The 14,530-nt window shown below is 47.4% G+C and carries 10 protein-coding genes; 3 read left to right on the forward strand and 7 right to left on the reverse strand.

Going from position 1 to position 14,530, the window contains the following annotated elements; translation table 11 throughout:
- Positions 1-168: 168 nt before the first annotated feature.
- From KVT36_RS08110 to KVT36_RS08140, 7 genes are all read right to left on the reverse strand, one after another.
- Positions 169-4,257 carry a two-component regulator propeller domain-containing protein gene (locus tag KVT36_RS08110; RefSeq protein ID WP_217602988.1) on the reverse strand — a complete coding sequence of 1,363 codons (4,089 nt, stop codon included), beginning with the start codon at positions 4,255-4,257 and terminating at the stop codon, positions 169-171.
- Positions 4,258-4,466: 209 nt separating this feature from the next.
- The gene (locus KVT36_RS08115) at positions 4,467-5,039 is read right to left on the reverse strand and encodes a toxin-antitoxin system YwqK family antitoxin (protein ID WP_217602989.1); all 573 of its coding nucleotides are present in this window, start codon (positions 5,037-5,039) and stop codon (positions 4,467-4,469) included.
- Between the two features lie 123 nt (positions 5,040-5,162).
- Positions 5,163-5,987, reverse strand: coding sequence for an AraC family transcriptional regulator (locus tag KVT36_RS08120; protein WP_217602990.1), 825 nt, complete (start codon positions 5,985-5,987; stop codon positions 5,163-5,165).
- Between the two features lie 62 nt (positions 5,988-6,049).
- Positions 6,050-7,081, reverse strand: a complete 1,032-nt coding sequence (locus tag KVT36_RS08125; RefSeq protein WP_217602991.1) for an SDR family NAD(P)-dependent oxidoreductase — start codon at positions 7,079-7,081, stop codon at positions 6,050-6,052.
- A 159-nt stretch (positions 7,082-7,240) separates the two neighbouring features.
- Positions 7,241-9,652 carry a discoidin domain-containing protein gene (locus tag KVT36_RS08130; protein ID WP_217602992.1) on the reverse strand — a complete coding sequence of 804 codons (2,412 nt, stop codon included), beginning with the start codon at positions 9,650-9,652 and terminating at the stop codon, positions 7,241-7,243.
- A 551-nt stretch (positions 9,653-10,203) separates the two neighbouring features.
- Positions 10,204-11,118, reverse strand: coding sequence for an AraC family transcriptional regulator (locus tag KVT36_RS08135; protein ID WP_217602993.1), 915 nt, complete (start codon positions 11,116-11,118; stop codon positions 10,204-10,206).
- A gap of 19 nt (positions 11,119-11,137) precedes the next feature.
- The gene (locus KVT36_RS08140) at positions 11,138-12,181 is read right to left on the reverse strand and encodes an NAD(P)-dependent alcohol dehydrogenase (RefSeq protein WP_217602994.1); all 1,044 of its coding nucleotides are present in this window, start codon (positions 12,179-12,181) and stop codon (positions 11,138-11,140) included.
- Between the two features lie 289 nt (positions 12,182-12,470).
- Here KVT36_RS08140 and KVT36_RS08145 point away from each other — a divergent pair, with 289 nt between their 5' ends.
- From KVT36_RS08145 to KVT36_RS08155, 3 genes are all read left to right on the forward strand, one after another.
- Positions 12,471-12,809: a helix-turn-helix transcriptional regulator gene (locus tag KVT36_RS08145; protein WP_217602995.1), complete on the forward strand. Its 339-nt coding sequence runs from the start codon at positions 12,471-12,473 to the stop codon at positions 12,807-12,809.
- Entirely contained in the window at positions 12,803-13,312 is a 510-nt protein-coding gene (locus KVT36_RS08150) for an SRPBCC domain-containing protein (protein WP_217602996.1), read from the forward strand. Before KVT36_RS08145 ends, KVT36_RS08150 begins: the two co-directional genes overlap by 7 nt.
- A 94-nt stretch (positions 13,313-13,406) precedes the next feature.
- Entirely contained in the window at positions 13,407-14,450 is a 1,044-nt protein-coding gene (locus tag KVT36_RS08155; protein ID WP_217602997.1) for an aldehyde reductase, read from the forward strand.
- The last annotated feature ends 80 nt before the right edge of the window (positions 14,451-14,530 follow it).

A 14,530-nucleotide genomic window follows, 5' to 3' on the forward strand; every position in this document is an offset into this window, starting at 1 on the left:
AGGCATAGCAATCAATTTTCATCGTGGAACCAGTGGTTTGATAGTCTGCCTAAAAGTATGGCTGTTAATTATGTTTGGGGGGAGTAAAACGTATCTCTATATGGATATAATGTTAAGCAACCGGTATGTTTTGTACAAATGAAGGGTATGTTTGGTTAACCCCTGGCCTTAAAGGCTGGCCTCTTTCCTTTTTTCCGCTGCAAAAACAGAGGGCAGCATGTGGAACATTTCCTTAAAATAGCGCGTAAAATATTTAGGATTGTTATAGCCCACCTCATAAGCCACCTCCGCTACGGTCATTTTTGTTTTTTCCAGCAGCTCTGCTGCCCGCTGTAACCTGGTAGAGCGTATAAACTCACCCGGCGTTTTCCCGGTAAGCGCAAACAGCTTTTTGTATACGGAAACCCGGCTCATACACATCTCCCGGCTCAGGTCCTCCACTGAAAAATCGGCATTGGAAAGGTTCTTTTCCACTACGGTGATCACCTGGTGAATGAACTTGTCATCAACAGACTCGATCTTTAAGGGATGCGTTTTAATGTCTACCTGGCGGGCAAAGGTTTTCTTCAGCGCTTTTTGCTGGGTGAGTATATTCCGTATGCGCGACAGCATGATCTCGAAATTAAAAGGTTTTACCAGGTAGTCTGTGGCGCCTGTTTCAAGCGCCTTTAGCTGGTTCTCCTCACTTACAAGCGCCGTAAGCAGAATAACAGGGATATGCCTGGTGCGCTGGTCTGCCTTGATCTTACGGCAAAGCTCAATGCCATCCATTACCGGCATGCTTACATCGCTCACCACAAGATCCGGGTGAACAGCCAGTGTTTTTTGCCAGCCGTTCTTTCCATCTGCGGCTTCTGCTATCTCAAAAAACTCTTTCAGGTTATCTTTCAGGTAAAAGCGGAAGTCTTCATTGTCCTCCACGATCAGTATTACCGGCTTTGTGCCGGCGGCCTTATCCTCTGCCACGGCGGTAGAAAAAATGTTGCGGTCTTTTTCCACTGTTCTTTCTGCTGCTGCCGCAGGGGCTATTGCCGACTGCGTGTCTTCCATGATCCGGAAGGGAATAAGGATGGTAAAGCAGCTGCCTTTGTCTACCTCACTCTCCACCTTTATAAGGCCATTATGCATTTTTATAAATTCGCGGGTAATGGCCAGGCCAATGCCGCTGCCCTGGTTCACCAGCGTACCCGGTATCTCGCTCTGGAAGAACCGTTCAAAGATCCTGTCCAGCTTATCCTCCGGTATGCCTATGCCGGTATCCTGCACTTTTATTTCCAGCACGGCCTCTGCGCCTTTGATGCTGGCATCTACTTCTACAGACACCTGGCCGTTTTCCGGTGTGAACTTAAAGGCGTTGGATAACAGGTTAAAGAGAATGCGCTCTATTTTGTCGTGATCAAAAGGGGTATACAGCCGCTGGCTGATGCTGTTATAGGAAAACCGGATGTTCTTTTTTTCTGCAAGGTCTGAGAACGAATAGGATACTTCTTCTATAAACCGGATAATATCATCCGGCACAGGATTCAGCTTCAGCTCATTGACCTCCATTTTCCTGAAATCCATCAGCTGGTTCACCAGGTTAAGCACCCGCCTGCCATTGCGGTGTATCAGCTCTAATTGCGCTCTTTCCTCATTGCTGCCGGCATTCTTAATAAATTTTTCCAGCGGTGTAAGGATCAGGGAAAGGGGTGTGCGGAACTCATGGCTTACATTGGTGAAGAATTTTATTTTCATAAGGTCCAGGTCATGCAGGCGCTGCGCTTCCAGGCGCTCCTGGGCAAGTGCAAAGCGTGCATGCGCCCTGCGGATGGTGAGCCGCCTGGCTATGAAAAGCACCACAACGGCAAAAACAATGTAACACAGGTAAGCCAGCGGGGTTTTCCAGAATGGCGGCAGTATTGTGATCTGTAAACGGATGCCTTCATTATTCCATACCCCATCTTCATTGGCTGCTTTTACATGCAGCACATAGGTGCCCGGATCCAGGTTAGTATACGTAGCGCGCCGGGTGGTGGCATCGCTGAAAAGCCAGTCTTTATTAAACCCTTCCAGCCGGTAAGCATACTTGTTCTTACCGGTATTGATATAGCTCAGGGCTGCAAAACCTACAGAAAAGTCGTTTTGATTGTACCTGATCACTATTTGCTTAGTGGTGGCTATGGCTTCTTTCAGAATAATATGCTTGCCGATCTTTTGATTAATGCCCACGGCTTTATTAAATACCTGCAGGCCGGTGAACACAATGACAGGCGGTGTATTATTCCGGCCAATAGCTGCCGGGTTAAATAAATTAAAACCATTGGCGCCGCCAAAGGCCAGCTCGCCGGAAGCGGTGCGGAACCCCGCATTATCATTAAATACATTTCCCTGCAGGCCATCTGCCTCATCAAAATTCCGGCAGGAAACCGTGATATTGTTCTGATGGTTCAACACGCTTATTTGGCTAAGACCATTGGCGGTGCAGATCCACAAACAATGTTCCTTATCTTCCACGATTGAAAAAATGGTATTATCCGGCAAACCATCTGCTACCTTAAAAGCTTTAAAGGTTTGGGTTTGCTCATCAAATACACAAAGCCCTTCCCGGGTGCCAATCCACATCAGGCCCCTGCTGTCGCGGAGCATGGCATTTACATTATCATTGCTTAGCTTATGCGTACTGCTCAAAAAGTGTATAAAGGCGCCCTTTGCTTTATCAAACAGGTCAATGCCGTAGGCAGTGCCTATCCACAGGTTGCCGCCCCGGTCTTCTGCTAATGCAGAGATAAAATTGGAGTGAATGGAATTAGGCATATCTACCTTGTTATGGTAGAACACTTTCTTTTCAGGATCAAACCGGTCAAGCCCGCCGCCCAGCGTGCCTACCCATAAATTACGCTGGCTATCTTCATAGATCTCCCAAACGCTGTTATCCGCAAGGCTATGCGGGTCTGCATCATTGTGCCGGTAATGGGTGAACTTCCCATTTTGATAACAATCCATGCCGCCATAAAAATAACCGATCCAGAGTTTGTCCTGGCGGTCCAGGTACAGGCTCACCACAACATCGGTGCTAATGCTGTTATCATTATCCTGCTGGTGCCGGTAGCTGGTAAAGCGGTTTGCCCGGCGGTCATAATACATGAGCCCTCCCCCGTTGGTACCGATCCAGAGATTGCCTTTTTTATCTTCTGCAAAACAGTTAACATCATCATATCCCGGGCCGTTTGCACCCGGCTGCTTCCGGTGAAAGTGCTGAAACCTTGCCAGGCTTTCCGCGTAATAGCTGATACCGGTTTTAAAGGTGCCGGCCCACATAATGCCCACATCATCTTTATACAGGCAGTACACGGCATTTTCTCCCAGGCTGCTTTTATCATCATCCCGGTGCGTAATAAAAGTGCTGCTGAAATCTTTTTTGTTGATGATGTTAATGCCGCCATGATCTGTTCCTATCCAGATAAGGCTGTCGTTATATTGTGAGATCGTACGTACGAGATCGTTATTCAAGATGTTGTTCTTTTTAGAGAGCTGGCGCAGTGCCCCTGTTAAGGGGTTAAAGTAGGTTACGCCCATGCCGGCTGAGTATACCCAGATACCATCCTGCGCGTCATTAAACATGTTCAGGATCCCTGGTTTGCCGCCAAGCAGGTCCCGCACAGCTATAGAGCGGTAAGTGATACGGGCGGTTGCCGGGTCTATTTTTTCAATGCCGCCATTATCATACAACAGCACCAGCCGGCCCCCTGCATCTGTTTTCATGTCTGCAATTTTCCCGGGGTGCAGCTTTATTTTACGGCTGCTGCCCTGCCGGTCTACCCGGTATAATCCTGAATCAGCATGTGCAAACCAATAAGCGCCGCCTGCTTCCGCAATAAAAAGCGCTCCAAAGGTGGGCATGCTCCGTTGATACAGCCAGGAGGCTGCATTGGTAAAAGTTTCTGTACGCGGATCGTAAAAGTTATTCCCGTTCCTGGTTTGTACAAAAAGCTTATCCCCCGGCGCAGGTGATATGGCAATAATGTAGTCATCTGTGAGGCTGAGCGAATCGGCTGTATTGTGGTGAAATACTTTACAGGAATACCCATCATACCGGTTTAGCCCATTCATTGTGCCAAACCACATGAATCCCATTTTGTCTTTGTAAATGCAGTTCATCTGGTTACTGGAAAGCCCCTGCCCTATTCCGATGGTATTAAACCGGTAATTAAACTGGCGTGCAAAAGAAATCTTTGAGCTGGCAAAGAAGAGGATTATAAAGCACAATCGTGGAAACATGCAGTCAAACTGGATTTTGGTCAATAACAAGTCGTACCGGGAGGAAGATGGTTGTTCATTATTACTGTTCTGTTCTATACTCTCTACGTGCAATCGGTATGATAAATGGCTATGTGGAACCCCTGGTATATCTGTTCCCTCCCTGCAAGGAAAGGTAGGTTTTTTCCCCCTTTATTACAACAAACCGGTAAAATGGCCTTCCGGCGCTTCTAATTCTTTTTACGTTTCTTATCTGCTGCCTGCTGCAGCTCATGCGGCAAAGGCGCTGCATTGGCTTTCCGCTGGTTATCTGATGCCCCGGTAACAATTTCCCCGCGGCTGTAAGTTTCCTTTATCATCACCCCGTCCTCATCATACAGGCGCCATTCACCATGGCGTACGGAGTTGCCTTTGCGCACTACTTCTACCCGGGATTCATCCTGGGTAACAGGATCTATTACCAGCACGGTATCTATTTCCCCTTCAATATCCATGGCCAGCATATTACCGGCAGCACTGAGCTTGCCGTTGTCATAAAAATATTTGCAGGGGCCATCCAGCACCCCGTTATGGTAGGTTTCCTCAGCAATAAGATCGCCGGTAACGTTATACTTTCTCCAGATGCCTTCCTTACGGTCAGTCTTATACGTACCTTCCCAGCTGTAGCCGGGCTCTCCACGCAAAGGCTCCACCTGTTCAACCCAGGGGCCCTGCTTGCGTTTCTTGGCATCCCGCTGGTTGGTTTGGGCCTGTGCATACAGTGCAAAACAGCTGATGGTGATAAGCAGAACGATCTTTTTCATAGGTTCCTGGTTTGTGGTTCGTATGCAAAATAACAATTTAGGCCAGCTTAACCAATAACACGGTTATGTACCTAAAATGGGGTTGATAACGATGCTGTTATGCGTGGGGCAGCCAGGTCTGCTCTATAAACAGCTCTTCTTTTGCGCAGTTAATTCAGTGGGTGTATAACCAAAATGCTTTTTAAAAATGTAGGTAAAATGTGACAGGTTCTCAAAACCCGCCTCTACATATACTTCGGAAGGTTTTCTCTTTTTTTCGCTGAGCTGGTAATGGGCCAGCTCCAGCCGCTTTTGCGTAAGCCATTTTTGCGGCGTTGTGTGGTACAGGTTCTTAAAATCGCGTTTAAAAGTGGTGAGGCTGCGCCCGCTGAGGTAGCTGAATTTATCGATGGTCATATTGAACATATAGTTCTGCTCCATAAAACTGGCCAGGTCTATTTTGCCCGGCTTATCAAAATTGGCCAGCAAACCATCAATATTTTTATCAATTAAACGAAGGATGTTAACGGCTTCTTCAATCTTTATAGTGATCAGGTTTTCCGGCACCAGCACTTTCAGATCAAAATAAGGCAGCATGGATGCCAGGCAGTTTTCCAGCAGCGGATGTTTATCAAAAATGCGGATCTTATGCGGGTACACCTGGCCCGGTGCAGGTTTGTTCTTAGCATAAAAATCCTGCAAACGCTTTATGGTAAAGTGCATGGCAATGGCCTTATGGGGCAAGCCATTCTTTGCATAATTAATGTTGGTGGCTAGCTGGTTGCGCGGAAATAAAAAGATATCGCCGGCTTTGAATATATAAGTACTGTCTGCCAGCACGATCTTTGTTTCACCTGAAATGATCCATACCAGGGAATGATGTTCCAGCTGCACTTCTGCTCTGAAAGTTTTTTCTTCTATGCAGGACAGCTTAATGTCGGTGCTTAAATAACGCGTTTTATCAATCATAACGGATCCACCTCTAAGCTACAAAAAACAAAGGGCTTGCTAATCATTTATGCCGGCAGGTTTCAATCTGCCGTAAACGTTAGCCCGGTCAGCTCCTCGCTCAATGTCCACAATTTTTTTGCATTTTCTGCACTTACCGAATAAGGCATTACCCCACGCAGGGTTAACGGCTCATTATACTGATGCTCAATATTGCCAAGGTCCGGCTCCGCCACATCCGCATTTTCACAATACACACCGCCAATGTTCTTTAACAACGAGCTGGTAGCGCACCAAAGGGTGGTGGCAGCTCCCTGTGGAATGGTCTTTAGCTTCTTTGCCACTTCCGGGAATATATTTCCATCTGCATCAAACATTCCCATTTGCTGAAACAGCGCTATGGGCGCATCTCTTCCCAGGTCAGTGCCATTTACTGAACCGGGGTGCAGTGAATAGGCCCGCACACCAGATGCCTGCCCGCGATGATCCAGCTCCACGGCAAAAAGATTATTGGCGGTTTTAGATTGTCCATAGGCTGATAACGTTTCATATTCCCGGTGCTCAAAATTGGGATCCTCAAAATTGAACGGCGCTATCTGGTGCCCATAGGACGATACATTGACAACCCTTGCGCCACGGGCCTTTTTCAGGGCAGGCCAAAGCCTGGCAGTGAGCTGGAAATGGCCCAAATGATTGGTGGCTAATTGCGATTCATAGCCCCGCGCATCGCGCTGTAAAGGTACCCACATAATACCTGCATTATTAATGAGCAAATGAAGCGGGCTGCCGGTGGCCAGGAATTGCGCTGCAAATGCATCGATCGATACCGGATCCATGAGGTCCATTACTGCAATGGTAACCTGCCCTATGCCTGCCAGGTTCTTTGCGGCCTTGTTGCGGTCGCGTGCAGGCACTATTACCTTAGCGCCTGCTGCTGCCAGCTGGCTAACGGTTTCCAGCCCTATGCCGGCATAACCGCCGGTTACGATGGCTGTTTTGCCAGTAAGGTCCATTCCCTTCATAACATCTGTTGAAGTTGAAGTGGCTGCAAACCCGGATCCGGTGGGCTTTTGCAGGGCTCCATTATAGTTGCTTGTGTTTGTTAGCTGTTCCATGAGTGTAGTATTATTTTTACTGCAACAAAGGTAGCACGGGCAGGATTTGAGGGTTTTGTTTTAAAGGCCTATTTCTTTTGTTTTAAAGACCGGCTTTTTACAAAAAAAAGGCCGCCTCAAAATGAGACGGCCCATAAAACTTCAATGGAATAAGGCTGCTTATTCTACCACCACTTTCTTAGTAGTGTTACCTAATGAAATAATATAAATGCCTTTAGGCCATTTGGAAATATCTATCTGCAGCTGGTTAGCATTGCCGCCAAGCCTTGACTGGTATACTTCACGGCCGGTAAGGCTATAAACCTTTAATAAGGATTGTGCAGCAGCACCTTTATACTGCACGGTAAGGATGTTGGTAGCCGGGTTAGGAGAAACGCCTAAGCTGAACTGGGATTTACCATTCGTACCATCTGTTACCGTGTTAGGCAGGGCAGCTGTTTTCCGGGCTGCCAGTGCAGGAGCGGCTGTATACACTTCAAACTCCCAGATAGAATAACCATACGGCGTAGCTCTTTGCACCCCCTGCATTCTTACATAACGGGCGTTAACAGCCGGGAAGCTAAGATCTTCCGTACCACCGGCGCCGGCGGTTACTGCTTTCTGAGCCGTCCAGGTTACATTATCCGTAGAGGTTTCAATGCGATAAGCGGTAGCATATGCATTCTCCCATTTCAGCACCACTCTTGAAACAGATTGTACACTACCCAGGTCAGCGGCTATCCATTCATTATCCGTATAGGCGGATGACCAGCGGGTGGTAGCAGCATCACCATCAAAAGCTTTGGATGCTTCAAAACCGGCTTCTTCTACAGAAGATGCAGAGATGGTTTTGTTAAGGGCAATGTTATCTGCTGCTAATGCGAAGTTGATCCAGTTAAGGTTAAATTCAGCATTATCAACCACAATGCGCAATACCTTGGTACCAGCGGTTAAAGCCGGTGTGGTTACGCTAACGGTTGACCAGGTTTGCCAGTCGCCGGTATTGGGTATGGCAATGGTGCCAATGGTTTGACCATCCAGCTCAACATGGAATGACTTGCCGGCAGCATTGGCAGCTACCCTGGCCTGCAGGGTGTAAGCGCCTGCTGTGGCCACATTCACTGTGTATTCAAACCATTCGCCCGCCTGTACATAACCCAGGTTATAACCGCCTTCTGTGCAGGTTTCAACATCCACCGCTTCAGTAGTGCGGTACTGGCCGCCCATATTGGTGGGTGTTAAGTCGTGATAAGCCACACCTTCGCCGCCATTATCATAATTCTCTGCTTCTATTTTGCCGGGAACAGCCCATTTGGTGCCACCATAAGGCGTTTGAGCAACAGCGGTTGCGCCATATACTTCCAGCTCATAAATAGAAATGCCATAGGTAGTAGCCCTTGTTACGCCAAAGATCCTTACATAACGGCCGCTGGCAGTTAAGCCGGTGTTGTCATTCACCAGGGAAGTATTACCGGTAACGGATTTAACGCGGTTCCATACACTACCGTCTGCTGATACTTCAATACGGTAAGCGCTGGCATAAGCAGCCTCCCAGGTAATTTTAACGCGGTTAATATCATATACAGCGCCCAGGTCAACAGATACCCATTGTGAATCTGCAAATGTAGATGACCAGCGGGTGCCATAGCTGCCATCTGTAACGTTGGCGGCTACTACGCTGGTAGTGGTATTGGCTTCTGTAGTGGAAGCAGTGGCAGGCTTGCCGCTGGCCAGGTTCTGTGGCACAGGATTATTGCCGCCACCCTGGCATACGTTGCCTAAGGTGTTGTAAATAGCATTGATATCGCCATACTCAGAAGCAATATCCCAGATCATGATACCACCTGCGGTTGTTTTAGCCAGGTTAGCTTTGCGGATATGCTCTGCGCTGTTATTATCTGCGCTGTAAAAAGGCACACCCAGCATTCTTTTGTTCTGCGGTACGCCGCGTGAGGTCCAGTAAGCCATGGAGCTGCTGGCCAGCGCATCGCCACCGTAACACATAATGTTCACCAGGTCTAACATGGTTACGTTATCATAGTTGTTGCCATTGTTATTGGCGCTTTCTGATACCGCTGCGGTGAACAGCTTACCCATGCTATGCAAACGATTGCCTAAAGGGACAGCCAAAGCATTCCACCTTGCTTTTGTAGTGGGATATTCCCAATCCAGGTCAATACCATCCAGGTTGTACTGCGTAACCAGGTTGGCGCAGGCATTTACCATGTTGTTGATGGAGGTTGAATTAGTGGAGATGGCTTCAAAAGGCGTATTGCTGGGTGAAGAGCTTAACCAGCCGCCGATTGACAACAGTATTTTCACATTGGCTGCATGGCCGCGGGTTACCAGATCCCGCAGCGTGGAAGCGCCGTCCACACCGCCAATATTACCATCGCTGCCAGGAATGGCAAATGCATAACAGATGTGCGTGTACTTGCTGTAATCAACTTTTGATGGTGAGTTAATGTAATAATTACCACCGGCTACCCAGGATGGATAATACCCTACTATGTTATAGCAGGATACCTGTGCAAAGGTAGCTCCTGATAAAGTCAGGAGGGCAAAGAGAAAGAGTAGTTTAATTTTTTGCATGATGACATTTGTTTTTGTGAATGTTACGGTTCGTGTTTGTATCAGCATTTTGCTGATGATGTATAAGAAGAAGTTTTGTGCAATAAACGGCCGGCACCAACGGCGGAGCGTTGATGAATAAAATCCGGATGTGCAGTGATAAGGAAGCGGCAGATCCCTGCCGGGGACAATACATTGCCCTATTGCCGGTCTTCCCCATTGATGAAATGCGGAGCCGTTAATAGATGACGTGGTCCATAAGATCCATGTAAATGCCCTGCGCAGAACTACTGTCCTAAAGCAGCTGCCAGGATTAATGTACGATGGCTAATGCCGGTTTTTCACATTGGCTATTTTAAATGAAAGTTTAGGTTTTCAAAAAGTACAGGACATGATTTATGAGAGCAACAAATCCTATTTCGTACTAATTTATGGTTTTCATATTATAAAAATATACCTAATCTGTATGCTTTACAATACGACATATATCCTATAACAAGATCTCTTTACAAAAAGGGAAAATGGCTGCAGGGGCTTATTTTGCAGAACTTATTGAGGAAGCGGGGGTTATGCTAATTAAAGGATTGCCGGAACGCAACCGGCGATACATTTGTTTTTTGCTTAAACAGCTTATTGAATGATTGCGGATGCTCAAACCCAAGCTGGTACGCTATTTCAGCAACCGTTTGATCACTGGTGCTGAGTACTTCCTTGGCTTTTTCAATGAGCTTACTGTGTATATGCTGTTGCGCGTTTTGGCCGGTAAGCTGCCGCAGCGTATCACTTAAATAACCCGGTGACACATTGAGCTGCGCAGCCAGGCTTTTTACGGTTGGCAGGCCCTGCCCGTTTGCATTATTAAAATGCGCATTTAGCAGCTCCTCCATTTTTGAAAGCAAACCGGTACCGGCGCTTTTGCGGGTAATAAACTGCCGGTTGTAAAAACGGTTACTATAGGTTAACAGCAGCTCTATATGGGATACCATTACATCCTGGCTGAACGGATCAATATTCAACCGGTATTCCTGCTGTATGCTGCTAAAGATATTTTCAATAGTGGCTTCTTCCTTTTGGGAAAGATACAGCGCCTCATTGCTGGCATAGTTGAAAAATTCAAAATCCTTTATGTGCTTACCCAGCGGGTAATTGCGTATAAAATCAGGATGGAACAGGATCATGCAGCCGGAACGTGGCCGGTCCGAAGGTTCCTCCTCATAACACAGCTGGCCGGGTGCAATGAAGGTCATAACCCCTTCATCAAAATCATAATACTGCTGGCCATAACGCATTTTACCATTAAAGTCTTTCTTAATGGCTACCATATAAAAATTAAAAATAAACCCCGTACTATAGTCGATAGCATCATTACTGAGATCACTAAAGCGTACAATGCTCACCAGCGGATGCTCCGGGCCCGGAAGCCCCAGGCCGCGGTGCAGCTCACTGATGGAATTGAGTATGGCCACCTGTTTATTTCCCTTTTTCATTTTATTAAAATTAGCGCAATTATTTTAACGTGGCCATATCTATTACAAACCGGTAACGTACATCGCCTTTCAGCATTCTTTCATAAGCAGTTTGAATGTCTTTAATATCTATGAGCTCTATATCAGATACAATATTGTTTTCAGCGCAGAAGTCCAGCATTTCCTGGGTTTCAGGTATGCCACCTGCGCCGGAACCGGCTACTACCTTATTACCGGTGGCCAGTGTAAAGGACGATAGCTGCCACGGCTCCACAGGCATGCCTACATTCATATACACGCCATTGGTTTTCAGCAAAGCCAGGTAGGGATTAATATCGTGACCGGCAGCAACCGTATCAATTATATGCGTGAAAGAACGCTGTGCAGCCTTCAGCTCCTCCTCATTTTTGGTAACTATAAAATGATGGGCGCCCAGCGCTTTTGCCGCTTCCTTTTTGTTGGCGGAGGTGCTGAGCACTGTAACTTCCGCACCAAAAGCTACCCCAAACTTCACCGCCATATGGCCTAAGCCGCCCAGGCCTACCACTGCCAGCTTGTGCCCCTTGCCTACCCCCCATTTGCGCAGGGGCGAATAGGTAGTAATGCCTGCACACAGCAAAGGCGCAGTGGCGGCAAGGTCCATGTTATCCGATACATGCAGCGCAAAATGCTCCGGCGCCACAATATTGTTGGCATAACCGCCATAGGCTGGTTTGCCGCTATGATCCAGGTTATTGTAAGTAAGCACCGGGCTTACATTGCAAAACTGCTCCTGCCCGTTGTGGCAATCTTCACATTCCATACAGGAATCCACCATTACGCCAATAGCGGCCCGCTGGCCCACCCTGAACTTTTTTACATGGCTACCCACAGCGGCAATCTTACCAACTATTTCATGGCCGGGCACCATGGGGAAAATACCGGGAAACCACTCATTGCGGGTAAGGTGAATATCTGTATGGCAAACACCGCAATATTCAATTGCTATCAGCACATCATGCGGGCCAAGATCCCTGCGTTCAAAATTCCAGGGGCCCAGGGGGCTTTCCGCTGTTTGCGCTGCATATCCTTTAGAGGTTATCATAATCTTTATAGTTTTTGATGATTGTTATTAACGCTACAAAGTTGGCTATAAGCCGCTAAGTGCAATTAGCCATTTTAACGGAATGTGTAGCCAGATTGCGGTAAAAATGCTGAACGCTGAATGCTAAATGCCGCGAAGCTGTTGCCGCTACTGCGTGAGGGATTGCAGCGGTAGCCCGCAGCGCAGCGAGGACTACAAGCGGAAAGCCCGGCCCGGAGGGCACGCCAAAAAAAAGATTTGCAATTGAATGATTGCGTATCTATATTTGCAATCAAATGGTTGCATACTGATGGAAATAAGACGCGATGTTTTTCAGGCAATTGCCGACCCTACCCGCCGGCAGATCATAGAGATGCTGGCGCAGCGATCCCTGAACCTTAACGAGATTGCAGAGAACTTTGAAGTGAGCCGCCAGGCAGTATCCGTGCATGTAAGGATCCTGACGGAGTGCGGTTTGATCCTGATTAAAAAACAGGGCCGGGAAAGATACTGTGAAGCAAAGCTGGACAAGCTAAACGAAGTGGCTGCCTGGGTAGATCACTGCAAGCAATTCTGGACCACACAATTTAACTCACTGGATAAATACCTGGAAAAAGTACAAACACCTAAAAAACCAAAAAAATGTTAGCTCATTCAACAAACGAAAAAAAAGCTTTTGTATATGTGCGTGAATTTGATGCACCCAAAGAGCTGGTGTTTAACGCCTTTAGCACTGCAGAAGCATTAAATGCTTGGTGGGGACCTGTGGAAACCCGTAACAGCGTTATAAAGCTGGACTTTAGGCCGGGCGGCATTTTCCATTTCAAAATGGAAGCGCCCGGCGGCGGCGTTAGTTATGGCCGCTTTTTATTTGGCAACATTCAGCCGCATGATCTGCTGGAATTTACCAACGCATTTGCAGATGAACAGGCCAGGGTGGTGAAAGCACCGTTTGATATTCCGCTGCCTTTAGAGATCTTTTACCGGCTTATTTTCACTGAGCAAAATGGCAAAACCACTATTACCCTTACCGGGCAGCCGGTGAATGCCAGCCCTGAAGAAACCGCGGCCTTCCATTCTATTAACGATGGTATGGAACAAGGCTTTGGTGGCACGTTTGATAAATTGGCTGCGTACCTGGGGGGAATGTAAAATCATGGCCTGTTTAACAAAGTAAGTTCGGACTATACAGCAAAGTAGTTTGCTAACTTTCTGCGGAATTTTGCTGCATAAAGTTTAACAGCAAATGACAAGCTCAAACAAAGAAAAAACAGTACTGGTAACCGGCGGCACCGGCTTTGCAGGCGTACATTGTATTTTACAGCTTTTAAATGCAGGTTATAAGGTAAAAACCACCTTACGATCCCTGCAGCGGAAGCAGGAAGTGATTGGAATGTTGCGCCATGGCGGGGCCACAGCCACTGACAATGTATCCTTTATTGTAACAGACCTGAGCAATGATGCCAATTGGGACCTTGCTGCTGAAAATTGTGAATACGTGCTGCATGTGGCCTCCCCTATTCTTTTAACCATTCCAAAACATGAAGATGAGGTGATACGGCCTGCCGTAGAAGGCACCCTGCGTGTATTAAAAGCGGCAAAAAATGCAGGCGTAAAACGGGTGGTGCTCACCTCCTCATTCGGGGCAGTGGGCTATAGCCACACGGACGCAAGCAAACCCATTACAGAAGAAGACTGGACCAACCCGAACGACAAACACCTTTCCGCTTATTTAAAGTCAAAAACCCTGGCCGAAAAAGCCGCATGGGATTTTATAACCCGGCAAGGGAACGGCCTGGAGCTGGCTGTTATTAACCCTGTAGCCATTTTTGGTCCCACGCTTGGGCCGGATATGTCAACCGGTTTTGAGATCCTGCGGCGATTGCTGAACGGCTCTATGAAAGCAATACCTAACATTACCTTTGGCATTGTGGATGTACGGGATGTGGCCGACCTGCATATACGCGCTATGACAAACCCCGCTGCAAAGGGACAGCGCTTTTTAGCCGTTGCCGGTGAAACTATGCAGCTGCCCGAAGTAGCGGCATTAATAAAAAACAAAATGGGCGCTGTGGCCCAAAAGGTACCCACCAGGACCTTACCCGACTGGGTAGTTCGTATAGCCGCACTATTTAGCCCGGTGGCAAAAAATATAGCGCCCCAGCTAAGCAGGAATAAAAAAACCAGCAATCAAAAAGCAAAAACCCTGCTGGGCTGGCAGCCCCGTTGCAATGAAGAAGCCATCCTATCCGCCGTTAAAAGCATGGTAGAATTTGGATTGATAAAATAAATGATGCGCACAAACCGTCCATACTGAATGAAACGATTGCTCCGCATTTCGGAATGGTGGGTGGGGATGCAATAGGGATA

Source organism: Chitinophaga sp. GbtcB8 (assembly GCF_019091455.1).
Lineage (GTDB): Bacteria > Bacteroidota > Bacteroidia > Chitinophagales > Chitinophagaceae > Chitinophaga.

What these genes read in the sequence shown, in the direction of transcription:
- KVT36_RS08110 (WP_217602988.1), bottom strand. Translation starts at nt 4,257, where the DNA reads ATGTTTCCACGATTGTGCTTTATAATCCTCTTCTTTGCCAGCTCAAAG.
- KVT36_RS08115 (WP_217602989.1), bottom strand. Translation starts at nt 5,039, where the DNA reads ATGAAAAAGATCGTTCTGCTTATCACCATCAGCTGTTTTGCACTGTAT.
- KVT36_RS08120 (WP_217602990.1), bottom strand. Translation starts at nt 5,987, where the DNA reads ATGATTGATAAAACGCGTTATTTAAGCACCGACATTAAGCTGTCCTGC.
- KVT36_RS08125 (WP_217602991.1), bottom strand. Translation starts at nt 7,081, where the DNA reads ATGGAACAGCTAACAAACACAAGCAACTATAATGGAGCCCTGCAAAAG.
- KVT36_RS08130 (WP_217602992.1), bottom strand. Translation starts at nt 9,652, where the DNA reads ATGCAAAAAATTAAACTACTCTTTCTCTTTGCCCTCCTGACTTTATCA.
- KVT36_RS08135 (WP_217602993.1), bottom strand. Translation starts at nt 11,118, where the DNA reads ATGAAAAAGGGAAATAAACAGGTGGCCATACTCAATTCCATCAGTGAG.
- KVT36_RS08140 (WP_217602994.1), bottom strand. Translation starts at nt 12,181, where the DNA reads ATGATAACCTCTAAAGGATATGCAGCGCAAACAGCGGAAAGCCCCCTG.
- KVT36_RS08145 (WP_217602995.1), top strand. Translation starts at nt 12,471, where the DNA reads ATGGAAATAAGACGCGATGTTTTTCAGGCAATTGCCGACCCTACCCGC.
- KVT36_RS08150 (WP_217602996.1), top strand. Translation starts at nt 12,803, where the DNA reads ATGTTAGCTCATTCAACAAACGAAAAAAAAGCTTTTGTATATGTGCGT.
- KVT36_RS08155 (WP_217602997.1), top strand. Translation starts at nt 13,407, where the DNA reads ATGACAAGCTCAAACAAAGAAAAAACAGTACTGGTAACCGGCGGCACC.